At 49.8% G+C, this 26,785-nt stretch carries 14 protein-coding genes; 5 read left to right on the top strand and 9 right to left on the bottom strand.

The features are described from left to right. Positions 1-265 precede the first annotated feature (265 nt). Positions 266-6,832: a glycoside hydrolase family 3 N-terminal domain-containing protein gene (locus tag B9Y59_RS16090; protein WP_085531048.1), complete on the bottom strand. Its 6,567-nt coding sequence runs from the start codon at positions 6,830-6,832 to the stop codon at positions 266-268. Positions 6,833-7,880: 1,048 nt separating this feature from the next. On the opposite strand from B9Y59_RS16090, the gene B9Y59_RS00330 reads away from it, so the two are divergent. From B9Y59_RS00330 to B9Y59_RS00310, 4 genes are all read left to right on the top strand, one after another. After that, positions 7,881-10,172, top strand: coding sequence for a helix-turn-helix domain-containing protein (locus B9Y59_RS00330; protein ID WP_085531046.1), 2,292 nt, complete (start codon positions 7,881-7,883; stop codon positions 10,170-10,172). A 220-nt stretch (positions 10,173-10,392) separates the two neighbouring features. Continuing rightward, entirely contained in the window at positions 10,393-11,643 is a 1,251-nt protein-coding gene (locus B9Y59_RS00320; RefSeq protein WP_085531042.1) for a [Fe-Fe] hydrogenase large subunit C-terminal domain-containing protein, read from the top strand. A gap of 526 nt (positions 11,644-12,169) precedes the next feature. After that, positions 12,170-13,405 carry an ROK family protein gene (locus tag B9Y59_RS00315; RefSeq protein ID WP_054324895.1) on the top strand — a complete coding sequence of 412 codons (1,236 nt, stop codon included), beginning with the start codon at positions 12,170-12,172 and terminating at the stop codon, positions 13,403-13,405. Between the two features lie 934 nt (positions 13,406-14,339). Continuing rightward, the gene (locus B9Y59_RS00310) at positions 14,340-14,798 is read left to right on the top strand and encodes a GNAT family N-acetyltransferase (RefSeq protein ID WP_085531040.1); all 459 of its coding nucleotides are present in this window, start codon (positions 14,340-14,342) and stop codon (positions 14,796-14,798) included. A 414-nt stretch (positions 14,799-15,212) separates the two neighbouring features. On the opposite strand, the gene B9Y59_RS00305 is transcribed toward B9Y59_RS00310, so the two are convergent. Further along, a complete protein-coding gene (locus B9Y59_RS00305) occupies positions 15,213-15,650 on the bottom strand; it encodes a GNAT family N-acetyltransferase (RefSeq protein WP_085531038.1) in 438 nt (145 codons plus the stop codon). A gap of 119 nt (positions 15,651-15,769) precedes the next feature. After that, positions 15,770-16,735, bottom strand: coding sequence for a tRNA glutamyl-Q(34) synthetase GluQRS (gene gluQRS / locus B9Y59_RS00300; protein ID WP_054324633.1), 966 nt, complete (start codon positions 16,733-16,735; stop codon positions 15,770-15,772). A 254-nt stretch (positions 16,736-16,989) separates the two neighbouring features. On the opposite strand from gluQRS, the gene B9Y59_RS00295 reads away from it, so the two are divergent. Then, positions 16,990-19,260 carry a sensor domain-containing diguanylate cyclase gene (locus B9Y59_RS00295; protein ID WP_085531036.1) on the top strand — a complete coding sequence of 757 codons (2,271 nt, stop codon included), beginning with the start codon at positions 16,990-16,992 and terminating at the stop codon, positions 19,258-19,260. 482 nt (positions 19,261-19,742) lie between these two features. Here B9Y59_RS00295 and B9Y59_RS00285 read toward each other — a convergent pair whose 3' ends face one another. From B9Y59_RS00285 to B9Y59_RS00255, 6 genes are all read right to left on the bottom strand, one after another. Beyond that, the gene (locus B9Y59_RS00285) at positions 19,743-20,354 is read right to left on the bottom strand and encodes a Type 1 glutamine amidotransferase-like domain-containing protein (protein WP_085531032.1); all 612 of its coding nucleotides are present in this window, start codon (positions 20,352-20,354) and stop codon (positions 19,743-19,745) included. A gap of 240 nt (positions 20,355-20,594) precedes the next feature. Beyond that, on the bottom strand, positions 20,595-21,140 hold the full coding sequence (locus tag B9Y59_RS00280) for an NUDIX domain-containing protein (RefSeq protein WP_054324639.1): 546 nt from the start codon (positions 21,138-21,140) through the stop codon (positions 20,595-20,597). Between the two features lie 392 nt (positions 21,141-21,532). Next, on the bottom strand, positions 21,533-22,180 hold the full coding sequence (locus B9Y59_RS00275; protein WP_158088887.1) for a lysozyme inhibitor LprI family protein: 648 nt from the start codon (positions 22,178-22,180) through the stop codon (positions 21,533-21,535). Further along, entirely contained in the window at positions 22,170-24,710 is a 2,541-nt protein-coding gene (gene gyrA / locus B9Y59_RS00270) for a DNA gyrase subunit A (RefSeq protein ID WP_054324641.1), read from the bottom strand. Before gyrA ends, B9Y59_RS00275 begins: the two co-directional genes overlap by 11 nt. A gap of 219 nt (positions 24,711-24,929) precedes the next feature. Further along, positions 24,930-25,481 (bottom strand): YcxB family protein, encoded by a 552-nt coding sequence (locus tag B9Y59_RS00260; RefSeq protein ID WP_085531026.1) that lies wholly within the window; start codon positions 25,479-25,481, stop codon positions 24,930-24,932. Between the two features lie 210 nt (positions 25,482-25,691). Continuing rightward, the gene (locus B9Y59_RS00255; protein WP_054324644.1) at positions 25,692-26,024 is read right to left on the bottom strand and encodes a DUF6054 family protein; all 333 of its coding nucleotides are present in this window, start codon (positions 26,022-26,024) and stop codon (positions 25,692-25,694) included. Positions 26,025-26,785: the final 761 nt, after the last annotated feature.

Raw genomic sequence — 26,785 nt, 5'->3', positions numbered from 1 at the left:
CAGAAGAAGAGAACCCTCCACCGTATTGGTGGAGGGTTCCGGAGTAAAATTTTCTTTTTGCCGTTTGTCGTCCTTTTCCTACCATGCGTACCACACGGCCGGTAATCTTACCGTGTTGACCGGGGAGGGGGAAACCCCTTCCATCCTTCGCAAAGAGGCTTCCCAAGCGCCGTACAATCCATGCTTATAACAAGTACGTCAAGCCTTTCGTTCTTTCCCCGGGAATACTGCGCTCTTTGTACTTGTACATTGTTCGCGGGAATTCTTAGCCCACTGTCACTGTGCAGTGTTTCACCGCATTCTGGCCAGCCAGCGTTGTATAAACACCCGTGCTTTGGCCCGGCGTGCCAACCGCATAGACTCGATAGTAATAATCGTTGCCAATCTTGGAGAGGAATTGCGTCTTTAAAACGCTGCCGTTGCCAACCGTAAAGTTTGGCGCCACATTTGTGCCGGTGACGGTCATCTTGAAGCAGTATGCGCTGCCCCTCTTTAGAGTAAAATCGACCGTTGTGTCGGAGACAACCTTTGCGACGTTCTGCGTTGCGGTTGCTGCGCCAACCACTGCTGTCCCAGTGGAACCATAGGTGTTGCCTGTGGATGCAGAGCTTCCGCCCGAGGACTTTTTACCGCTGGAACCTGAGCTGGAACTGCCGTTCTTCTCGACAAGGCCGTTGTAAGCACGGTTCAACGCTTTGGCCACCCGATCGACCACCGCCTGGTCCTCCTCGGTCAAATCCTTATCGTCGATCACTGCCAGAGCATCGTCGATAGCGTCTTCGAGCGCGGCCACAGATTTCGTTGTGTACTTGCTGGTGTCAATCGCCTGTGCTTTGCTCAGAATGCTGTTCAGTTCGCTCTTATCGGCCTTCTTGCGCAGATCCATGAGAAGCGCGTTCAACACTTTTGCCTGTTCATCCACTTCGTCCTGCGTTGCTTCTTCATTATTGAGCACATCCTGTGCTGCTTCGATGGCGGCTGGCAACGCTGCCTTGGCATCGTTGTCGATATACTTGGAGAGATCCAGGCTCTTCGCCTTATCGACGACTGCCTGTAGCGAGTCCTTATCTGCCACACGCGTCAAGCCCATAATTGCATTGTACAGGTTATTATACGCTTCATCTACCTCGGCTGCCAACGGATGTTCCTCCTTGACAAGTTCTTTTGCCGCGGCAAGTGCTTCTGCAAAGGCGTCCTTGTCGCCGAAGAACTCATCCAGATCCATAAGTTCTGCCACTTCGATCAGGTTTTCCAAAGCGCTGGTGTCGCCCTCTTCAAAGCTCAATAAGTGCAGGGCATCCATCAGGTTACTCCACGCCTCGTCAATCTCTGCCTGTGTTGCGTGAATGTCTCCGTAGACTTTGTTTGCTGCGTCCAGGGCGGTATTGAAAATTTCCTGAACTTCTGGGATCGCTGCCGCCACTTCATCGCCGCAGGCATTGGCCGCATCGATGGTTGCTTTGAGAACCTGCTTATCCACGATAACAAACGCAAAGTTGCGTTGCGTGGACTTGTCGTCCGCATCATACGTAAAGGTATACGAGTATTCCTTGGTATTGGTAAAGTCGATGTTCTTACCATTCAGTGAGATCCGGGAGAACTCTCTACCGTTCGCATACGGCTGGAACGTCACTGTGACTTCCTCGCCATCCTCAAAGTTGCCGGTGAGCCGGCCTGTGAGTTCTGCGATCTTGTTTTCTTCGCCGTTGACAAATACTTTTACATTCTTAGTGAAGAGCATGACGGGCTTCTGATGGAAGTCTGTTCCGGAGAAGTCGGCATACTTTTCGGTGCGTTCGTCAAAGATCTGGCCGGACCAGTTGAGGCCGTAACCAAAGTCATAGGTGTTGCCCTGGGAGTCCACATAGCATTCCATATCCTGCGGGACATCCTCGAACTGCGCTTCAACGGTTTCCATATTGGCCGGCTGCTGCATCGGCAGGAGGCCGGAAGGTTCCGTTGTACCGGAGATGATCTCCATTGCCGCCTGATCCTGAATACCATAGCCCAGTACGATTGCATCTGCAAGCGGCTCTACCTCGGAGAATACCATCGGGTTGCTGACCTTCACGTACGCTACAACCGGTTTTTCGCCCATAACGTCTCTGGTCTCCTGGAGTTTTTCCAACTCAGAGTAGTTGCTGGCCGTGACGGTCTTGCCCTTATAACTGCGGTTGTCGACCTCATCGACATAGACCACTTCGCCTGTCTCCGAATCGATAAATTCAGCACCAGGGTCCGCTGCAATGCTCGGGTCTCTCGCAGTATCGGCAGTATATTCGCCGTATTGCAGGGTGATCGGCACATATCCGTTTCCGCCTGCTTCCAGGTCGGCCTGGCTGTAACCGCTGCCGCCATTCGGCGCATCCATCGCTACGATTGCAAAATCTGCCTCGTCCGGATTGTCCGTGATGTCGTAATACTTGGAAACGATCTCTTCGTTCATGCAGTACTTGCCATTGTCTTCTTTCGGCAGATAGACGGTTTCTTTCTCATCCTCTGCGGCCGGAACGATCGCGCCGTTGGTATCCTTCAGCATGACTACAGACTTGACCTGAGCGTCATAGCCTTCTGCCATAAACGTTTCGTTGCCAACAATTTCTGTAGATTCCACTGGGTCCAGATATGGATTCTCAAAAAGGCCCGGATTGAAGATGTTGCGGAGAAGCCTGCGTGCAGAATCCTCGAAGCGCTGATCTGCGGATTCCTTGCCAAAGTCTTCTACCCACATGTTATACGCTGCAATGACCGGGTTCTTATCGTTGTTGCCGCCAAACTGGTCGACGCCTGCCTGGAGTGCCAGGTAATGGCGTTCGTCAACCGTCAGGTCCTCAACGCCCCAACATTTGCCGGTAAACGAAGCGTCATCCTTTGCATCTGCGGTAATCATCCAGTCGGTGCAAACCACGCCGTCATAACCATACTTTTCACGGAGCAAATCGGTGATGATGTACTTGTTGTAGCTATTGCCTACATTGGTGCCGTCCGGCGCCTGGTTGTAGGAGATGGTGTAGTACGGCATGACCGCTGCGGCGTAATCTGTGCCGTTATTCAGATCAAAGGCGCCCTCTACGAACGGTTTAATTTGCTCTTCCAGATTGTCGCCCGGATATACCGCATACTTGCCATAGCCATAGTGTCCGTCGCGTCCGCCCTCTTCAGGTCCGCCGGACGGCCAGTGCTTCACCATCGCGTTGACGCTGGTATCGCCCCAAGGATTCAGGGTGTCATACGTGGTCTGGAAGCCGTCGACATAGGCGCGGGCCATGTCCGTATCGAGGTCGCTGTTCTCGCCAAAGGTACCGCTTACACGGGACCATCTGGGCTCTGTTGCAAGGTCGATCTGCGGGGAAAGGGCCGTTGCAATGCCTAGCGCGCGGTATTCCTGAGAGGCGATGTCGCCAAAGCGTTCGACGATCTCCGGATCAAAGGTCGCTGCAAGTCCAATCGAATCCGGCCACAGGGAGATGGTGCCGCCTTGGCCTGCAACATATTCCAGATCGCTCTTGCCGCTTGCTCCATGGCGCGGGTCGGAACTGGTATTGATCGGGATGCCATAACCAAGTCCTTCCACAAATGCCTGTGCATTGTTGTTCCATTTTGCCGCTACTTCCGGGGATTCGACAGAGGTAATCAGTACTGCGCGTACATTGTCGTCCCGCAGGAAGGTCTGTTGCGCTTCGGTGAGGTCTTCGCTCGGTACGGACTGGTGGCTGCTGTACAACATCAAGCCGGCGATGGCTGCAATGCCTTCCTCGCCGTCCGCAACCATCTTTTCAGCCAGATCCTGTGCACGGACTTCGGTGTCGAGCCGCCAATCTTCATAGATGTCCACTTTGCCATTTCCGTTTAGATCCTTAAACGCATAACCGTCCTTTTCGATGATGATGTCTTTGTCCATCACACCCAACGTTGCGCCGCCCTTGTTCTCGACCTTCCACCAGCCGCCGTTCTCTTCCGGCATCTGGGTCATGGTGTAACCGCCGCCCAAAACATCGGACTTCTCAACGGTTATGTACTCTTTCAGATCGTCGAACTGGTCCAGATAGGGGTTGATTTCTACGCCGTGTACGCTGCCCATATTATTGGACTGCATGATGATATTGAGGATATTGATTGCACTCTTTTGGATGTCGCCCTTGGTAATGGTATCTTCCTTATACGAGCCTTCGTAGACGATCTTATTGCTCGCGTCGTGCGAATGCTTATAAGTGGTTTCGGTGCATCCCTGCACACCGCAGGATTCGCCCTGCGCATACTTTACCGGAACAAAATCGTTCCACATTTCGGTGTCCTTTGTCGGACCCCAACCGCTGCTGACTTTCTCAACGGCGATGGAACCGTCCTCATTGAACTTCGCCGGGACATTCATTGCACCGGAAATAATGGTAGAGGTTGAACCACCGGGCATAATCAGGTCATTGCCTGCATGCATGGAGATGTCCGGATGGGACTGTCCGCCGCCCCAGTCGGTCATAATGACGCCTTCAAAGCCCCATTCGCCGCGCGCGATGTCGGTGCACAGATCATAGCTGTCCGCCGCCGGCTCATGATTGATGAGGTTATAAGAGGTCATCAGCGCCATCGGCTGTGCATTCTTAACCGCGATTTCAAATCCCTTGAGGTAGATCTCACGCAGGGCGCGTTCAGTGACAAACGTATCCACTGCGTTGCGGTTGTTTTCCTGGTTGTTCGCCGCATAGTGTTTTAGAGTAACGCCGACGCCCTTGTTGGACTGAACGCCCCGAGTCTCATATGCAGCGGTCATACCGGCGACCAATGGATCTTCGGAATAGTACTCGAAGTTACGGCCGCACAGCGGATTGCGGTGGATATTCATGCCGGGAGCCAACAGAAGGGTGACGCCCATTTCTTCCAGCTCTTCGCCAAACGCTTTGCCCATCTCTTCGATCAAGTCCTTATCCCACGTCTGAGCGAGCAAAGTTCCGATCGGCCATGCGGTGCAGAACTGGTAGTAGGTCTGTGTTTCACCGGTCTCTGCGTCTTCTCCTTCAAAGCTTTGGGAAATGCGGACGCCCGCCGGGCCATCCGCCAAAACGATGTTGGGGATACCCAAATCTTTGAGATAATTCTTCGTGGTTTCACCTGCCGCGCCGGGGACGGAATCGGATTCGGAACCGATGACCGGTGTTCCGCCGCTGCTCCAGCCAATCCCTTCCGCGAGGGTGGCGAGCTGCTCTACGCTCATTTGCGCGACAAACTCTTCCAGGCTGTATTTTCCATCATAGACATCTTTCAGATTCGGATTTTCAATCTTTGCAACCGTAACTTCCTCTACCGGATGGCTGCCGTTAAAACTGTTCGCTTCAATTTCTTCGCCCTCTACCCGATAGGTGGCGACGGTTTCGTCATCATATGGGGAAGCATTGTTTACGGTTTCAATTTTTGATGCATCCAAATTGATGATCTGCATATCTGCGCTATTTGCCGCTTTTGCAGACATCGTGGCCGGCGCATTCGGGCTGATTGGTTCGAGTTCCACATCGTCCGGAAGGGCCAGCTGATGGCTGAGCTGTTCCGTGACAACGGTCTTATTGACATTGAGAACGCCGCCAACCACTGTATTGCGGGAGGAATTCCCCGCTTGAATGGTATACATGCCGCGTTCCAGTATGTACGCTGCCTGATCCTCATCATAGGAGGACATCTCCGTAACCGGGAAAGAGACGGTCAGGGTCTGTTGGGCGCCCGGGGCCAATTCGTCCGTCTTGGCGTATCCTGCAAGCTCCTGATAAGGTTTTTCCACTTTGCCGCCCGGAGCGGAGAAGTATACTTCCAAGACTTCCTTTCCGGAATATGTATCTCCCGTGTTGGTGATCGTCGCATTTACAGTGACGGTCTGTTCATCCGCCTGAACATAATTGATTTCCGTGTCGAACGTGGTGTACGACAAGCCAAAACCAAACTCGTACGCCGGTTCAACGCCGAAACTGTCAAAATACCGATACCCAACATAAATATCGTCCGTATATGTTTCTGTGTCGGTGTTTCCATCGTTACTGCTAAAGGTATCCGAAGACGGATAGTCCTCATAATCCACAGCCCAGGTATCAGTCAATTTACCGGAAGGGGTTACCTTGCCGGAAATGACGTCTGCCAAGGCGTTCCCGCCTTCCATACCGGCCTGGCTCATCAGAAGCAAAGAATCGAGGCCGACAATTTCATGGAAGAACTTTGTATCGACGATGCCGCCCACATTCAGAACGACCACAACATTTTCGAAGTTTGCGCCCAGTTTCTGGAGGTTGGCATACTCGATGTCGGTCAACTGATAATCGCCCTTCTCATTCTTACGGTCCGCACCCTCTCCGGAGTTGCGTGCGATTACATACACCGCTGTATCTGCATCGGACGCCGCTTCGATGTTTGCGTCTGTAATTTCCGTGTCCGGCAGCGAGAAGCTGCCCCACATTCCGCCCTGCCAATCTTCCTCTCCTTCGTCATAGGCGGTTTTATAATCGTTCAGCCAATCCTCGCTCGTGATCGTATAGCCTGCATTTTTCAGGCCGTCCCAAACATTGACCACATAGCGCTGGTTGACATCTCCCGAACCGGTTCCGCCTTTTACGGTCGCATAAGCTCCGCCGCCATACAGGGCGATCTTACTCCGCTGCGGAATCGGGAGTGCATTGTTTTCGTTTTCCAGCAGAACCATGCCCTGCGCGGCAACGCTTCTGGAAAGCTCTGCATTGCGAATCTCACGCTCGGATATTTCATCCGTTGGCGACGCTGCAAGAGCGGTCGTCACGGTTGATCCGGCGATCATGGAGCACGCCAGGAGCAAGGAAACGACTTTCCGTAGTCTTTTCATAATACAATTCTCCTTCATTTTGAAATTGCGTCTTCCAAGAATGTTTCAAAAACCAGTCCCCAACCACAGGTCCTACGCTTTAAATTTCCTCTTCTGAGAAAGAGAAAATTCGCAGACGATCTGCCTGGACATTCTGACAAAATGGCAGTAAACCCAACCTTTTTAGGCCTTTTGCAGGAATCCCCAAGCGATTTTTCTTCTATAAACGCCTCCCTTCCAAACCGGTCCGCTCTCAACCAGTGCAAAATAGAAAAATACACATTCCAAACCGATAAATTCGCATTTCCTTCACAGGGAATGATTCTGGTAAAGATTTGCCAAAATCAACATTTGGTAAAACATTATTTCTAATTTCATTTATTTATCGGTTTGAATATCTGACTGGATATAGTATAATGTTGGGTGCAGATGAAAATCAAGAATCACTATTTTTGTACTAACAAATCCGTCATAAATTAGCTATATTCACGAACAAAAAATCTGTTAGTACTTAAAAATTGCATATAGCACGTCCTCTTAAGACTATTTTACAGGAAAGTCTATTGCTCTTTAAAAAAATGAAGAGAATATTTTTCTTATTAATCTTTTTTCTCTACTATTGAGAAGACTATTTTCGATAAAATAGGACATATAAATTTTTTCTTGACATATTTATTGCGGATAACATCTTTTTTGAATCGGAATCGTTGCGCATATTTCTTGACATCTTTTTATAAAAGAAACTTTTTATAGAATCTTCGAATTTGAATGGAATTTTGTCTAAATTCCATTTTATAACTTCAACAAATTACATTGTATTATAAGACTTTTAGTTAAACTTTCTATTTCTCGGTGAAATGTTCTATCTATACCCGATTTTGTCGCTACATAACTCAAAATATTCCATACCAGAAAAGTAGGATGGTCATCCTCTCTTTTAGGGACACAATGACTCGTTCAAACGGCAGCTATTCCATAGAAACGTTGTCCCAAAAGAACGCCTTACGGTGTTCTCTTATGAACCACCGTTGGCCTATACAAACTTTTGAGGAAGAAGGGAAATCCAATTTTGAAAAAAGCAAGGCCTTATCGTGGAAAGAGCTTTTATAAATTGATGGCGGCTTTCTTCGCAGTCACCTTTCTGTGCAGCCTATTGATTTTGCTTCAATATTTAAACGGCGAAAAGACCCGGCGGGAGGAAACCATCCGTTCTTATCAGTCCATGGTCGAAAAGAGCATGAGCAACACGGCTGATAAGATGTCCCTCTATGAAGAAGTCAGCGTGATCATCTCCCAACTGGAAGGCCTGGACACACTTGCAAGTGCAGAATACATTTCATTGGGCTCTCCGCAGGCGGTAGAATTTGTCCAATCATACGTCGATACTGTCCGTTTCAACCTTCCGAGTACCGACCCTCCGATGTTTCTCTATTTTCAGAACAGCGGGCGTGTCTTTGGTAAAACGGCCGAAGAGGATTCCTTGGAAAATGGAACCATCACTGAACATTTCGGAATGAATATCCAAACCTGGAATCAATTGATTCAGGTCGGGGAGGAGGGGGCCTGTGCCATCATTCACGATCCCAATATGGATTTTGCCCGTTTCGTCTATGTTCGGGAGATCTACCCCCATGTTGTATGGATCATCGGTATGGAAGACCAGCAGGTCTCCGAGGAACTTCGCTATTCCTATCTGCCGGAAGGCGCACAGACGGTATTTTTAACACGGAACAATCAGATTATCACCTCCAAACCGGCCGACGAACAGCCCGAGCTTCCGTTCGAGTTCGAGCAGGTCGCCTCCTGGCCAGCGTTTCATATGGAAACCTGGGGCGGACAATCCTATTTTGTTTATCACCAAGGATTCACCAACGATACGCTGCAACAGATTGTGGTCATCCCCGACGAAGATTCCCGGGATTGGATCACTATGATCCTAGGTTCGATCTTGATTACCTTTGCAGTCACCTTCGTGGCTGGCGGCGCCCTGTCCTATTTCTTCTCGGCCACACTGTACCGGCCAGTGGAACGTATGGTGGACGCGCTGCCGCTGGAAAAGAGCTGTCGAGACCAAAGTGAATTCCAAATGGTCGCCAGCACTGTCCAAGAGCTTTCCAAAAAGGCAAAAACATATGAAAATCAGCTCAGTTCGCAGAGCGACCTGCTCGCCACCAGTTTGGTGACACGTCTATTAAAAGGGGAAATCTGTTTGACGCCCGACATTGCGGAGGCTCTGGGGCAATGTGGCTTCCCAACTGCATGTAAACGGTTTCTTGTATTTGTCCTTTTGATCGATGAAGAAGAAGAGGCGGAAATGCCGCCCACACAGAGGGAAGAAGCTGGAAACCTTTTGCAGGAAACCTGCCGTTCCTTTTTCTTAAACGGCGGTTTTTCCTCCTATGTTGTGGCCGACTTGGACCGCTATATCGGTATCGTTGATCTTGACGGTGAGGAAATAGAAGCAGTTGAGACGTGCGCAAAAAACATGCAAACATTCGCTGCTTCTGAGCTTCATATGCAGGTTTCCATTTCTTTGAGCAACGAACACATTCTGCTCAATGACCTGCACGATGCATACCAGGAGGCCATGCAGGTAGTCGAATACCATCTGTTGACGGGGGAATATGGCTCCATTGGCGTCTACAGCCGCCTCGCTGAAGTCCTTTCCGCAGGAAGTGGGAACCGCGAGTTTTTGGCGCAGGTCAATAAACTGTCCAACTCCATTCAATCCGCCAACTACAAGCAGGCAACTGAAATGTTGCGGGAGATCGAAAACGCTTACACGCGTCATCCGGCTGTTTTACCACAGGCACAGCTCCAGATTTCTTATCTTACAGACTCGATCTTGCTCTCTCTTTTCGACAGCGGCCTGGACCCGGAACTCCTCAAAAGTTTGCGTTGTTCCGACCAACTGCGTCAAGCGCGGGGGATGGAGTCGTTGTGCCGGCGTACCCGCCGAATTTTCGATTATCTGGATACCCAGAAGGAACAAAGCCGTCCACAGGGAAAACGCATCGAACCGATTATCCAATACATACAGGAACATTACCAGGACATCAATCTCTCCGCGGGATCGGTGGCCGAGCATTTCCATATGAGCCTCCCCGTGCTCTCCAACCTGTTTAAATCCGAGTTGAACATAGGTTTCTTAGATTATCTGCACAAATACCGGATTGAGCGCGCCAAGGACCTCATTCTCCACACGGACCACACCATCGGAGACATCTCGTCCATGGTGGGATACGCAAATTCCATCACAATGAACCGCGCCTTTAAGCGTTATGAAGGAGTCACCCCTGGGTGGTACCGGCAGGCGGCCTCTTCCCATGTGCCCGCGTCAGGAGGAGAGGGGAAAACCTGAACCATACGTCCGAATGTGGAACGAAAAAATGGTAACCCTACTGTAACAGAAAAAACAACGCTTTGTCCCGCGAAACAAGGGAGAAACCGGTTGATTGGCCCCTTGTTTGTTCAAGCAATTTTGCGCAATTTGCCCTTGGTTCTTTCAGAAGAAACTTTTTCCGATTAAAAGCAATGGTGGGAAAAACCCCATGGATTCCATATAGAAAGGATTTGATCATATGCCGACCTTTAACGCACTGTATGACCGGTTGGTTCGCGCATCTGTAAACCATAAAACCGAAGAGGAGTTGGAAAAACTCCGGCAGGAGGATTTTGATTCCCACCAGTTGGACTGCCTGCTGAATCCAGAAAAATATCCGACGGTCTGGCGCGTCGGCGACTGCAATTGCTCGCAAGAGGAAGCAGCCAATTGTGCGGGAAAATGCCTTTTTGATGCCCTCTATACCGATGAAAAGGGCAATGTCGCAGTAAACAGTAAAATGTGTGTAGGCTGTGGCGCCTGTGTAGAACGCTGTAAAGCTAAAAATTTGGTGGAGAGCAAAGATATTCTTCCCACTCTGGCCATGATCCATCGGGGCGATGCGCCGGTGTATGCGATTGTGGCTCCCGCCGTCATCAGCCAATTCACCGAAGAGGTGACCCCGGGTAAGCTTCGCACGGCCCTGAAAGCACTGGGATTTACCGGGATGGTGGAGGTCGCACTCTTTGCAGACATCTTAACCCTGAAAGAAGCCCTGGAATTCGATGCAAACATTCTAACCGACCGGGACTATCAATTGACCAGTTGTTGCTGCCCGATGTGGATTGCCATGTTGCGGCGGGTCTACAAGGAATTGATGCCGCATGTGCCGGCTGCCGTATCTCCCATGATCGCCTGCGGACGGGTCATCAAACGCCTGGAGCCGGGGGCCAAAGTGGTCTTTATCGGTCCCTGCCTGGCCAAAAAGGCGGAAGCGCGCGAACCCGACATCGCGGATGCAGTGGACTACGTGCTCACCTTCCAGGAGGTGCGCGACATCTTCGCTTTTGCGGATATTCACCCCGAAAAGATGGCTGAGGACAATCGGGAACATTCCTCCATGGGTGGGCGTATTTATGCGCGTGCCGGCGGCGTCAGCCAGGCCGTACAGGACTGCGTACAACGTCTAAATCCCAACCGTAAGATCAAAGTACATGCGGTACAGGCCAGCGGTGTGCCTGCCTGTAAACAGCTGTTGAACGATTTAAAAGAAGGCAAGCTGGACGCCAACTTTTTGGAAGGTATGGGTTGCGTCGGCGGTTGTGTCGGTGGCCCCCGCGCTCTGATCGACAAGGAGTTTGCACGTGAAGAGGTCGATCGGTATGGGGAGGAGGCGCCGGCGCCCACCCCCATCGATAATCTCTATGTGATCGACCTGTTGGATCGCCTAGGATTCCCAACGGTCGAGAGCCTATTAGAGAATGACGATTTATTTACCCGTAAATTTTGATCGTATGCGTGGCTCTTCCCGTCCCCGCCAGTTGCAAAACAGTTGCTAAAAGGCACCCACATAAAAGGACGCCCTGTACCCGGCCCACAGACTGCGATTCAGGGCGTCCCATACTATTTTGTACCTATGTTCGCTGGGAAGAGATCGTTCCACGGCCCTCTCCATGTTTCACTTTGGTCCTGTCTCTGAACCCTTGTTCAGGAACTTCTCCATAATCAAATAGTTTTTGAAAAATGCACGATGAACAGAATAGGAATATTGCACAAAGGAACACAGAGAGTCCAATGAAAAATACCGGCAGAAATTGTTATCTATATGTTATGAATTAAAACCTTCCCTATTCAAAATAGATTTTATGTGTTCTTTCTAAATGGTTCATATAAAAAATAAAATTTTTTCGAGAAAATGGTGCTATTTGTACATATTTATTGTAATATGAGAATTATTTGTCGAATTGCTACGTGTATAATAAAAGAAATTACCAGTTTCTTTGCCAAACATTTCTTTTAGATGGGTGGGAAAAATAATGAACGAATTCAATACCCGGAAAAGTATCAATCAAGAAAAAAGTCAATTAATCAACCGCGCACTGGTGTTGGATCTGCTGCGGCAGGAAGGGGTTTGTTCGCGCGCTACCCTTTCACAGCTGTCCGGCCTGAAACAGGCGACCATCACCAATATCATCAATGAATTTATCACCTGTGGGCTAGTCGTAGAAACCGGATTGATGAGCGGTAGCAAGGGACGCCGCTCCATTGGTATAGCACTCAACGACCAAAAATATAAAGTGATCGGTATCCGCATGACGCGCAGCGCGTTTTATCTCTGCCTGGCAGGCCTGTCCGGAAAATTGTACGGCGTCAAGCAGTACAAAATAGGCCCAAAGGAAAATGTACAGATTACGATTACGCGCATCCGCACGGCGATCTATACCATGCTACAAGAAAATGCGGACACAGAAATCCCGGTCGTTTGCATGGCAATGCCGGGCCCATATTATGAAGAGCGGGATAGCATCTTCTTTGTAACGGAACTGGCCGGATGGCACAATTTCCCAATCAAGGATGCTCTGACAAAAGATTTTTCCGTGCCGATCCAAATTGTCAATGATGCTAATGCAGGCGCTTTTGCGCAATTGTGGTATCGCAGCAAGGAATATGGTATCCGCAATATGATCTATGTCTTGGCTGGTCAGGGAGTCGGTTGTGGTATGATAACGGACGGAAAGCTTGTCTTAGGCCATCGTGGACTGGCTGGCGAATTTGGTCATAACACCATTAACTTCAACGGTCCACGCTGTGAATGCGGCAACTACGGCTGTTTGGAAAAGTATTGTTCCTACATAGTTTTGTGTGAGAACATTGAAAAACGCATTCGTGATGGGGAGGACACCCTATTGTCACTGGACGACCTGAGTACTGCTAAAATTTCTGAAGCTGTCAAAGCGGGCGACAAAGTCGCACGCGAGGAATATGAGAAAGTCTGTGGGTTCCTTGCTATTGGTATCATCAATCTGATTAACCAGTTCAACCCTGGGTTGATTGTAATCGGTGATGAGCTGACCAAAGTGGATGGGGAACTGCTGCTCTCCATCGTCCAAAAACGTGTCCACGACTGCGTAAATCCATTGATCTACAACGAAATTGTGATCGAATTGGACACTATGTCGGAAAATCCTGTATTGATGGGTGCCGCCGCTATCGCCGCACAGCAGGTGCTCTCTGATCCAAGCAAACTGATGGATATGCCTGAAGAGGAATAACGCATATAGAAATTAAAACAACGCCCTGTTTAGAGCGCTGTCTTAAGAAAACCTGTAGGGGCGCTAACGGCCCGCCTAGGGAAGATGGATATTCGTCCCATACAGGTCTCTTCGATCTAAACGTGCCTTTTAGGGCGCTGTTTTTAGAAAACTTGTAGGGGTGCTAACGGCCCGCCTAGGGAAGATGGATATTCGTCCCACACAGGTTTTTCCGATCTCAACGTGCCTTTTAGGGCGTTGTTTTAAGAAAACTTGTAGGGGCGCTAACGGCCCGCCTAGGGAAGATTGATTTTCGTCCCATACAGGTTTCTCCGATCTCAATGCGTCTTTTAGGGTGTCATTTTAAGGAAACTTATAGGGGCACTAACAGCCCGCCTAGGGAAGATTGATTTTCGTCCCATACAGGTTTTTTCGATCTCAACGTGCCTTTTAGGGCGTTGTTTTAAGAAAACTTGTAGGAGCGCTAACGGCCCGCCTAGGGAAGATGGATATTCGTCCCACGCAGACTTTTCCGATCTCAACGCGTCTTTTAGCGCGCTGTCTTAAGAAAACTTGTAGGGGCGCTAACAACCTGTCTAGGGAAGATTCATATTCGTCCCACACAGGTTTTTCCGATCTCAACGTGCCTTTTAGGGCGTTGTTTTTAGAAAACTTGTAGGAGCGCTAACAACCTGTCTAGGGAAGATTCATATTCGTCCCACACAGGTTTTCTCGATCTCAACGTACCTTTTAGGGCGTTGTTTTAAGAAAATAGAGAGGATGGCCGCAGGCTGTCTCTAAAAAATTTCTTATCCCACCGCTCTTTTGATAGGGCGGTTTTTTCTCTGTGGATTTCGACATTAAGACCTGGGGGAACGCTCTATTTTATACATAACGGTATTTCTATGGAAAAGACTTCCCCTGAAAGCTAGCAAACAAAAGGACGGAGGCATTTATGTTTCGAAAAAGTACCCTGGCGGACTGCAAAGCCATTTACGACTTGATTTGCGACCTGGAAAAGAAGGAACTCCCCTATGAACGCTTTTGTGATATTTATACCCGTCAAGTTCAGGATAAGCACTACTATTGCCTGGTGTGTGAGGAAGAGGGGACAGTGGTGGCTGTAATGAATCTACGTATGGAGGACCAACTGCACCACGCAGAAACCATTGCAGAAATATTGGAATTCTCCGTTGCAGATGCTTATCGAAGCCGGGGCGTGGGAAAGGATATGTTTGCGATCGGTTGTCAAATTGCAAAGGATTGGGGATGTACTCAAATGGAAGCAGCTAGCAATCAACTGCGAACGGACGCTCACCGATTTTATTTGCGGGAAGAAATGAACAATTTCCATTACAAATTCTCCAAACGCCTGGATGGGGAAAATTCAACGGTCAATGTATTGGGGCGATAAATATCTTTTCCAGCTCTACAAAGGGAACCGGCACAGAGATTTCAATGATTTAGCCATTCACCACGGTAGTTAGTCAGATTTGCCTATTAGGCAAGCAATGTAGATCGTCTTGACAATCGTTGCAGACCTTACTTAAATTCTATAGGCAAATGGAGCGAACCATTATATCCGTATGAATCCAAAACGAACCCTGAGGGAATATATTTTTCTACGGTAAATGAACCCCTATATCTGCGGTAGGAACCATAGGAACCGCAAAAACTGGAAAATCCAACAAGGGCGCACAGGAAGAAATGATCCTGTGCGCCCTTGTTGGATGGGCGTCAAGTTCTAGGAAAAGTCCTCTGTCTTTTCCCATGATTTTCACTTTTGTTTTTATCGCACGAAATATCTTTTATATGGAACACATATGGATCATTTTTCGGGCCCCTGGTAACGCATCGGCGTATACCGTATTCCATTTTCTGTCCGTTCTGCATCCGTGGCGAAAAAACCCAACCGCCGATACACCTTCACCGCATAGGGGGAGGCATGTACGGTCATCTCCAGGTATGGCGTATCGTCCATCATTGTTTGAAACAAAGCCTTTCCCACACCGCGGCGATGCCATTCCTTCCGGACAAAAAACAGGGCGATATGCGCTCCGCGCATGGCCAATACGCCCGTGAGTTGTCCATCCGCCCATGCCCCGTACATCCGAAGAGCGTTCATTTCCACACGATTTTGCAGGAACATCCGGAATTCCTCTACACCCTGTGCTGAATAAACGGGGGCTTCAAATTCAGAAAAAACCTCCCAAATCAAACGAACAGCCTCTTGGGTCTCAGCATTTCGCAACAACCGAATCTCCATCGAATTCCTCCTGTCCCCCCGGCAGAACCAGCGCAAAGGGATTCCCAAACGGATAATCCCCTCGTCGATGGCTTTTTTAATTTGTTTTGACAACCTTATGGAAATCGCTTCTTTTGCAATCAAGAAAACAGATCTTCCGGTAGCATTAAATCCTTCTTTGGGATCTTTTCCCAGGAAAACAACGGAAGTAGCTCCTTTGGGCGTACGGGAAAAGGATGGGGAAGAAGCCCTGCAAGGTATGCTATTCGCCCCACGATCTCCTCCGCCGTAAATCCATGGGCACGCAATGCGCCAATGTCCAAATCGCGCTCCCGTTTGGAAAGCCGCCGTCCATCCTGCGCCAAAAGAAGGGGTACATGGATGTATTGAGGCGGCTCGGCGCCAAAAAGCCGATAAAGATACATCTGGCGCGGCGTTGAAGAAAGAAGGTCGCGGCCGCGCACAACCTGGGTCACACCCATTGCAATGTCGTCTACGACGACAGCCAACTGATAGGCAAAGACGCCGTCCGACCGGCGCAGGATGATGTCCCCACATTCCGATGCCAGATTTTGCTCCAACCGCCCATAATGGCCGTCTTCAAACCGTATGGTTTCATCCGGAAGGCGCAGCCGTGCCGCTGGTCGTCGAAGGCGGGAAAGATGCATGATCTGTTCCGGGGTAAGTTCCCGGCAACGGCCCGTGTAAAGTGTTTCTCCATCTGAATTGTGCGGCGCTTCGGCTGTATGGAGCTGTGCCCGCGTACAAAAGCAGGGATATAAAAGACCCTTTTGCTCCAACTGTGCAAACGCCATCTTATAAAGCTCTGTTCGCTCGCTTTGATAGTAAGGGCCATTCGGCCCTCCCAGATGCCCCCCTTCCTCCCAATCCAATCCGAGGAAATACAAATCCTCCTCTATCCGGTCAGCCCATGCCCGTGAGGTGCGGTCTGGATCGAGATCTTCCAACCGGAGAACCATCCGGCCGCCTACCGATCGTGCTGAAAGCCAAGCCAATAGGGCGCTGAACAGATTTCCTACATGCATACGTCCACTGGGCGAAGGGGCAAATCGGCCCGTCACCTTCTGTGCCTCTCCCGTACTCATTTTTACTCCCTCCAAGCCGCTGTTCACCGGTTCAGTATACCATATTTTCCTCTTTCACGGTAGATTCTAGAAACGTACAAGAATTTTTATATTTCTTTTTGACTTATATAGAATCAGACAGTATAATAAAAATAAAGATTTTTTTTCAAACATGCTCGGACGATCTCTCCGCATTTTTTGCGCACATCCGTCCTTTTTTGTCCACTGCAGATTCGTATGCATGGGACATTTTTTACGAAAGGGGAGAATCCAAAATGGCAGATCACCTGTCTCCCGATTCATTGGGCCGTTCTGTACAGCCGGGCGAAGTCCACCTGATGAGCAGTGAAATTCCCGGTGGGATTTTTCGCTGTTATACAGATACCGGTTGGACCATTTTGGATGTCAGCCGGGGCTTTTTAAACCTGTTTGGCTATACGACGGAGGATATTCAACGAAAATTTCAAAATAAATTTTTAGAGATGATCGACCCACGTGACCGCGCCGCTGTGATGGAATCCTTATTGCGGCAAAGCGGCACGGGAAAAGACCATCGTTTGGAATACCGGGTCAAACACTGCAATGGACAAACCCTCTGGATTTTGGAGCAGGGCCGTCTGACCCGTCAGATTGGTGAACCGGATACCTACTGCTGTATTTTAGCGGACATTACAGAGAGCAAAAATCTTGAAGAAAAACTGCGCCTCAGTCTCGAACGACATCAGATCATCATGGACCAAACCGATGACATTATCATCGAATGGAACATTGAAACCGACTCATTCATCTGCTCGCCAAAGTGGGAACGCAAATTTGGCTATATGCCTTCGCAGGAAAAGATCTTGACGCGTATCCTTCGAGGGGATTCCCACATTCATCCTGACGATCAAGCCCGTGTAGTGGAATCCTTATATTCCATCCGAAAGGGGTCGCACTATGCGGATATGGAGCTACGCATCCGTACGGCGGACGACCGGTACCTCTGGTGCCGCGCGCGCCTGACCGCACAGATCAGCCAGGCCAACCATCCCATTCATGCGATCGGTGTTTTAATCGATATCGACAATGAGAAGCGGCAGGCGGAAAAGCTGCTGGAGATTGCCCAGCACGATTCCCTAACTGGTCTGTACAATAAGGGGACATCCCAAAAGCGCATTGAAGAACATCTAAAATCCCTGGATGAACACAGCTGTTCCGCATTGATGATTCTCGATTTGGATAATTTCAAGCAGATCAATGACAGCATGGGGCATCTCTTTGGCGATGCCATCCTGATCGAAGCAGCGCAACGAATCAAAAAACAATTCCGCAGCACCGACATCGTCGGACGCATTGGCGGGGATGAATTTATCATCTTCATGGAACATTTACAGGGCACTTCCATCCTGCAAAAAAAGGCGGAACAGGTTATTCATGAATTGGAGAAAATCCAGACGGTAAACAATGGTACCGAAAATTCGCCGACCATCCACCTTTCCTGTAGCGTCGGGGCTGCGGTCTATCCGTTGCATGGGAAAAGTTTCAAGGAATTGTATCACAATGCCGACTTGGCGCTGTATCAAGCCAAAAAGAATGGCAAAAATCAATATCATGCATACGATACATCCTCCACAACGGAGACTTTTTTGCGCACAACAGCCCAGCCAGTCTCATACATCGGAGGGAAGATCGATTCCGATGAGCCAGACGGCTTGCTCGACCGCTTGGCAGAGCATTGCTTCCGTATTCTCTACCAAGCCCATGATGTCGAGACCGCTGTACAATCCATCCTGGAAATGGTGGGGAAGAAATTCAACGTCAGCCGCGCTTATATCTTTGAAAACAGCGAGGACGGAACCCACTGCTGCAATACCTTTGAATGGTGCAATGAAGGAATCTCCCCTCAAATTGAAAATTTACAGTCCATCTCTTATGAAGAAGATTTGAACAACCGCTACCTTGACAATTTCAATGAAGATGGGATTTTCTACTGTCGGGACATCTGTTCCTTGGAAGAGGAACCCTATGCCATCTTAGCCCCGCAGGGGATCAAATCGCTCTTACAAAGCGCAATTTATGACAACGGGGTCTTTCAGGGGTTTGTGGGCTTTGACGACTGCTCGATCAACCGTTTTTGGACACAGGATCAAGTGGATGCTCTGGCCTTTATATCGGAGATTCTCAGCGTTTTCCTTTTGAAACACCGCGCACAACAAAAGGCCATGCAGGCACAGGAGTCCCTCTGCACCATGTTGGACAATCAGAACTCCTGGATTTATCTGGTCGATCCCAAATCGTTTGAACTGCTCTATATCAATCGCGGGCTGAGTTCTATCTTCCCAAATGCCTGCATTGGAAAACGTTGCTACGAATCTTTTTTTCAACAGGGTTACCCCTGTGCGGATTGTCCTGTCCAGCGCCTTTCTGAAACGCAAAATAGCCTCGTCTTAGAAATCTACCAGCCTCTTTTGAATTCTTGGCTGTTAGCCGATGCCTCCTTGATCCCATGGCGAAATGAACCAGCCGCCTTGGTCTGTTGCTGTGACATCACCAAATATAAGAAATAAAAGAATGGTTCCTGACAGCCAGGCCCGCAGATAACGTTAGAATCCTCCTATTGCCCAATACCCGTTTCCCATATGTATTTGCCCCCTATGGGAAAGTATCTATTTTCCATAAGACAAAAGGCGCAACGGAATCCGCCAACCTTTAAAAATTCCTTTCTGTAGGTTTTTCCGTTGATGGAATGAGCATATTTCTGGTTGGTTTGATGTTTTTCCGTTTGCCCGTTTGGAAATGCGTCCTTTTAAAGGTTTTACCCCTTTGAGAGTGGAATCTTCCGTTCCAAGAACGCCATTGGATTGCCAATTCCATCGTTTCTGACCCGGAAGGAGCAAAAAGATCTTCACCGGATGAAAAGCACTCCTTTTGGTACCTATCAAATAAAAAACTGCGCAGAAAAAAGCGCCGTGGTAAGAAACGCCTCCCGAACAAGTAAAGGCCGGGCCGTCCTTTCTTCCTACAGCGCTTTGTGACTGTGCAGTTTTCTTTATTCTAGAATTTTTACACGGCCGTCCGCAACAAAGAGCGCCTGACGGTCGTTTATCACTTTTAAATCCAGAGAGGATGCGTAGTTTCGCAAAATTTCTTCCACGGCCTCCTGAAACGCGGGATTTCCCGCATGTGGAAGGACGAAAAAATCGATCAGATGCAGGCCGGAGTCCTCCTTCAGTTTTGGCGCTTTTTCCCGGTCGTCCATTGCTGCCGAATATCCAATATCCGGTGCGGTCACAATCGCCCCCGCGGATTCTCCAATATAGAGCTTTCCCCGGTTGACCTCCTCGGCAATCAATCGATCCGCGCCCGTACGCTTCAATTCCTGCAGGAGAAAGAAGGTATTTCCACCCGCTATATAAATCAGGTCGTTTTTTTGTAGAGTCTGTTGGATTGTCTCATAACAAGACTTGGAAATATCCAGCTCATCGACGGCCAAGCCCATGCGCTGTAAATGCATTTTTTCAAGCGAGATCCAATCTCCTGTATCCTCCACAAGGCTTGCTGTGGGAATATAGGTGACCGTCTTGTTATGAAATTCGAGTTCTATCTCCTGTAATCGATGAGAAATCTTTTCAAACATCGATACCAGCAACAATCGTTTCATCGTCATTTCCTCAAAAATGCCAGTTCCGCCTACTCTGAAAAAATCGGCCTAGTGCCATCCAGCGGACTTCCCTAATCAAACAACCATTTCTCAGAATATTTCTTAAGTGCGTACGGTTCTGTATCACAAAACGGAACAGATCTTTTGACCGCAGTACCGACGGGAACCCCATCGGTTTCTGCCTTTTCCAGCTATATAAAATTTGACAAGCTGTATAAAAACTATAATTTATACAATTTGTTATATCTTTTTTTGCTCCACCAAGAGAGCAGCCTTTAAAACCAACACCTGCGTCTTGGCATCCTTGATGGTATTATCCATTACCAATTCGACCGCCTTCTGCAATGGAATGCGCTCGACCTCCAAAAATTCATCCTCATCCAAGTGGGATTCCCCATACCCTGTGATGCGGCAAGCATAGAGATGTAGGATCTCGTCGCAGTAACCGGGCGTAGGGTAAAGCACTCCCAGGTTTAAATAAGTATCCGCCGTGGTCCCGGTTTCCTCCCGCTGTTCACGCTTGCAAGCTTCAAAGGGGTCTTCGCCGCGCTCCAACTTACCTGCCGGCGCCTCCAAAACGACCTCTCGGTAAGGATAGCGGAATTGCCGGACAAAAAGCATTTCGTCCTGATCGGTCAGCGCCGCAACGCAAACCCCGCCGGGATGCATGACCAATTCCCGTTTAGCCTTTGCGCCATTTTCCAGTTCTACATCGTCCACAGCAACCTCAATGATTCGCCCCTTGTAGATATCGGTACGGCTCAACTGCTTTTCTATCAATTTCATTGCCCGGCCTCCTTATTATCTATACAAATCGTATTATTATAATAATATACAACTTATAGTATTTGACAAAATAATCACATTGTTGAAAACTCGGTTGATAATACTAAAAGTTGATCGATCGAGATTTCTCATTACACTTTTTTCGCCCGAATGGCCCCTTATTGAACCGTTCTTCCTACACAATCGCCTTTTCATTTCGAGGGAATATCCCTGGCGACGCACTATAGAAAGAAAAACTTTTTTCGAAATCATCCTAATAGTATAATTATTAAAAAATTATACTATTAGGATTTTATCGTATTGCCACGAAAATCGACCTTTTCCCTTCGACAGACAGGGGCGCGGACGATACTTGAAATCTGGATACGGACTCGACGATCGATCCGAAACCATTATCCAGCAAAATGATAGGTATAATTCGGATCGAGCGCATATAACTCCTCGTAAAGCGTCGCAGCCCGGCCGCGGTAGTAGTCCATCACCCGGCTAGCTTCATCAACCTGAGCCATACTCCCGCCGACTGCCTGTGCATCGTCATGGAATTCCTGCAAAGCTGCCTCTGTGCCGTCGCTCCATGCCTGCTGTTCCTTCTTCAAGGTTTCCTTGCGCTCGTCGGTCACCTTCTCCAAAAGTGCATCGTAGGCGGCAGCGACCTCTTCGCGCCAAATCCCCGCATATTTTTCGGAGACTTCCACCATATCTTTGTTGGAAATCGCTTGATTGTTGTCCTGGATATACGCTTTGTCGATCGGGTTGTCCTGAAATTTCTCATCAAAATTCGGATTTTCCGTCTCCACAGGCAATACCTGTCCCGGGCTGCTCTCCGGTGGCTCCGGAGCAGGCTCCACCGGATTTCCCGGCACAGACGTGGAAGATTCCCCTCCGGGGACCGGCGTTTCCGGGACACTTTCCTCCGCAGAAGAACTGGAAGAGGAGACCGGATGATCCGGTTCCTCCTTCTCATTTTCCCCTGTACATCCCACCAGCGCGGTGAACCCTAGGGCCGCCGCCAACAGGAGGGCAATCCATTTATTCTTCATGGTGATTCTCCTGCGCCGAATCCTCCTCGGCCTCTGTCGCATCCATTATTTCATCGTCTCCGCCGTCGCCGTCATCCTCCGGCAATTCATCCTGGTCTTCGTCGTCCTCATGGGCTGTCCGCGCCAGAGTAACCACCTGGCTGCCTTCTGTCAGGCGCATGACGCGCACCCCCTTGCTGGGACGTGCACATTCACGGATGGAGTTTGCGCGAATGCGGATAATGACACCGTCGGATGCAATCAAGATGATGTCGTCCTCCAAATCAACCACTTTGATGGCAGCTACATCACCGTACTTCTCCACATGGTAGTTGAGCAGGCCTTTTCCTCCGCGGGATTGGACGCGGTAATCGTCAATAGAAGAGAGACGCCCATATCCGGTCTCACTGACCGTCAAAACCAGGCCGCCTTCACGCACAACGCTCATCCCGACCACGCAATCCCCCTGCCTGAGCGTCAGGGCTTTGACGCCGCGGGCCGCGCGGCCCATGGCGCGCACATCGCTCTCATGGAAGCGGATTGCCATGCCCTTCTTCGTTGCAACCAGGAGGTCGTCGCTGCCGTCGGTCAGACGTACCCAGCTGAGTTCGTCGCCCTCATCGAGATCGATGGCGATTACGCCGCCTTTGCGGGTGGTCTGGAATGCGGAAAGAGGTGTGCGTTTGATGACGCCATTGCGCGTGACCATCACCAGATAACGATCCTCGTCGAACTCCGGTACACGGATCATCGAAGTGACCCGCTCATCCTGGGAAATCGGCAATAGGTTGGCGATGTTCATGCCCTTACTGGTGCGGGCCCCCTCCGGCACTTCATAACACTTTAGGCGGTAAACACGCCCCAAGTCGGTAAAGAACATCACATAATCGTGGCTGTTGATGACGAACATCTCGGTTGCCACATCCTCTTCGCGCCGCGTCATACCGGAGACCCCACGCCCGCCGCGCCGCTGGGTACGGTACGTATCCGTCTTTTGCCGTTTGACATAGCCGAAGTTGGTCAGTGTGAGTACACATTCTTCCTCCGGGATCAGGTCTTCGATGTCCACTTCGCCGCTGATCGCTGCAATCTCGGTCCGGCGCTCATCGTTAAACTTTTCCTTCACTGCGAGCGCCTCTTCCTTGACAATGGCAAGCACACGGCTCTCGTTGGAAAGGATGTCCTTCAGATCGGCAATTTTCACATGCAGCGCGCCCAGTTCGTCCTCCAACTTCTGGCGGTCCAGCCCGGTCAATGCGCCCAATTGCATCTGCACAATCGCCTGTGTCTGTACGTCGTCCAGGCCGAACCGCTCGGTCATGCGCTGCCGCGCCTGGGAACGGTCTTTGGATGTACGGATGATCGAAACCACTTCGTCGATGAAATCGACAGCAACCTGGAGGCCTTCCAGGATGTGTGCGCGGTCTTCCGCCTTCTTAAGCTCGAAACGCGTGCGGCGTGTGACGACATCCTCCTGGAAGTCGATGTAATTCTGCAAAATCTCCCGGAGTGTCAACGTCTTTGGCTCGCCATTGACAATGGCCAGCATGATGACGCCAAAGGTCGTTTGCATCTGTGTGAACGTATAGAGCTTATTCAAAACGATCTGCGGGGAGGCGTCGCGCTTGACCGTAATCACAATGCGCATCCCCTGGCGGTCCGAGTGATCCTCGACGTTGGAAATGCCGTCAATACGCTTCTCTTTGACAAGCGTGGCGATGCTCTCAATCAAACGCGCCTTGTTCACCTGATACGGAATTTCCGTCACAATGATGCTGAACCGGCCGTTTTTTTCCTCCTCGATCTCTGCGCGCGCGCGCACTGTGATGCGTCCGCGCCCCGTTGCATAGGCCGCGCGAATCCCCGCGCGCCCCATGATGATTGCGCCGGTGGGGAAATCCGGCCCTTTGATGTACTGCATCAACTCATCGAGCGATGCGTCCGGGTGGTCGATCAGACAGCACATGCCGTCGATGACCTCCCCCATATTGTGCGGTGGAATATTGGTCGCCATACCGACTGCAATACCGGTGGACCCATTGACCAACAGGTTCGGAAAATGGCTCGGCAGCACAACCGGCTCTTTCAAGCGGTCGTCATAGTTCGGCATGAAATCGACGGTTTCCTTGTCGATGTCCTGTAGCATCTCGACCGCAACCTTGCTCATACGGCTTTCCGTATAACGATAGGCCGCAGGCGGGTCGCCATCCACGGAACCAAAGTTGCCGTGGCCGTCCACCAGCATATAGCGCATCGAAAAGTCCTGCGCCAAACGCACCAATGCATCGTATACAGAGGCGTCGCCGTGCGGATGGTACCGGCCCAGAACCGAGCCGACGGTATCCGCACACTTGCGATATGGCTTTTCGGGATTGAGCCCGTTCTCATACATCGTGTAAAGGATGCGGCGATGCACGGGTTTTAAGCCATCGCGTACATCCGGCAGTGCACGCGATACAATGACCGACATCGAATAATCCAAAAAGGACTTTTTAATCTCCTTTTCGAGATCCACGTTAATAATGCGATCGTTTTCCTGCATGTCTTGCATTTTAGAAACCAATCCTTTCTTTCGAGCCTACGGCGATCCGCAGGGATCGCTTTATAAAAATAAACGAGGGAGGGATCATAAAATTCCCTCGCATAGAGTGTTCCAAATCCCACAGAACTGCCTCAAACACATCGGCACTCCCGAATTCCCGGCTGACTCGCCCCCAAAAATGGCCGCTTGCCTTTTCAACCATTCAAACCATCAACCACTGCCCGCCGGCTATTCAAGGCGTTCCGGTCCGTTTTTTCCGGCATTTTGAAACAATTTTTGCAGCGTTTTGGACTCCTCCGGAGAAAGAGATCTCTTTGGAACATACCGCGCTTCCCCCGGACCCAGCTGCAACAAAACCACCCGCTCATCCTCCCAAACGGACAACATGGAATAGGGAAGAGAGGCCGCATAGCGATCGGATTTTACCACCACATGGTCTATAAAAAAGAACAGGGACTGCGCCGTCATACGTTCCCCGGCATGATCGTAAAACGACTGTGCCCGGCTGCGCACAAAGAGCGGTTCAATGGAATCGTGAAAAAATCCCACAGCCAACCCAAGCAATACCAAAAGGGAGAAAAACACCATATTTTGCGGGTTTCCCACCCCAAAGAACAGGCAGAGTACAAATCCAGCCACCACCAGTACAAATCCGGACGCGCGCAAAAACAGGCGCTCCCCGGGCGATGCAGCTGCATGGCATGCAGCCAGTTGATAGTCGGCATAATCTTGTTTTGTCGGTAAAAAGCTGACCGAAAGCAGCGGTTCCTGTTGTTCCATGCGTCCTCCAAGCTGGCGTTGCTGCCGGATGAATCGAAGCGTGTATACACGTTTACATTTGAGCCGAAGAAGCAACGCTCACCAACTCTTAAGTTTAAATCCTGGTCAATTGCTAATCGATTTAATTACAAGCAGTATATATTTATATTAATTATACCATCTATAGAATCAAGACATCTGCTCAATCCAACGATCAAGGCAAATTTCGCGTTAAAAACGCTCGAGGCTCTGTTCCACAATCTGGACGATGTCTTCCTCCGTACCCCAATCCAAATGGAAAAGCATCCCGGTTCCACCACCGGCGCCGATCGCAGAAACGGTCACGGTGTTTCCACAGCCGACGACGGTCAGAGTCAAACTGGCACGGCTGTTATTGCGCATATAATAGCGGTCATAAACGCGTACGGCGATCCGTGTATTGCCCAGATCGCAGTCGGTCCCATCTACAAAATGAAGAAATCCTCCGCTTGCCTGAATCGTTCGTTCCAGAAAGGACAACACTTCTTGAAAATCTCCCGTCAGAGTTCTTTCGTACTTTGCCATTGCGTCCCCTCCGCTTCTTTCTATGCGTTTTGGCTTGATCGCAGGAACTGCCGCTTTTTATCTCCGTATGGACACGCCCACTATGCAAAAGATTGCCTAGACGGCATTGGCAACCGGATGCCATGCAAAAGAAAGCATGCGGAAATCGTTTTCAAAAACGCTCTGCCCGCATTGAGTGACCGTTAACAGCTGTTTTTATGTCCAGCAGATTCCAATACGTTTACAGGAATGTCTTTCGGCTTTCCTGGGTGCGAACCTTTTCTTTTCACCACACACCTTCGCCCTTTTGGACAACAGCCCGTTCTATTTACGGTCTGGTGCACAACTATCTGCCCGCATTTCGAGCGTTGTCTTAAGAAAACCTGTAGGGGCGGCTAACAACCTGCCTAGGAAAGAATGATATTCGCGTCCCACTCAGCATTTTTCTACCTCAATACACCTTTTCGGGCGTTGTTTTAAGAAAATAGAGAGGATGGTCTCGGATGATCCCTAAAAAGGCTCTGATCTCAACGCTCTTTTGGAGGGCCGTTTTATATCCGACAGATTCCAGCACACCCGCAGGAATTCCTTTCCGTTTGTCCGGTGGGGAACTTTTTCTTTTCGCCGCGCACCTTCGCCCTCCTGGACAGCATCCCGTTCTATTTACGGTCTGGTGCACAACTATCTGCCCGCATTTCGAGCGTTGTCTTAAGAAAACCTGTAGGGGCGGCTAACAACCTGCCTAGGAAAGAATGATATTCGCGTCCCACTCAGTATTTTTT

Origin of the sequence: Anaeromassilibacillus sp. Marseille-P3371 (assembly GCF_900169665.1) — a bacterium.
Classification (GTDB): Bacteria; Bacillota; Clostridia; order Oscillospirales; family Acutalibacteraceae; genus Anaeromassilibacillus.
Note: the sequence above shows the minus strand (reverse complement) of the source record. Positions and strands in the feature narration are given on the sequence as shown.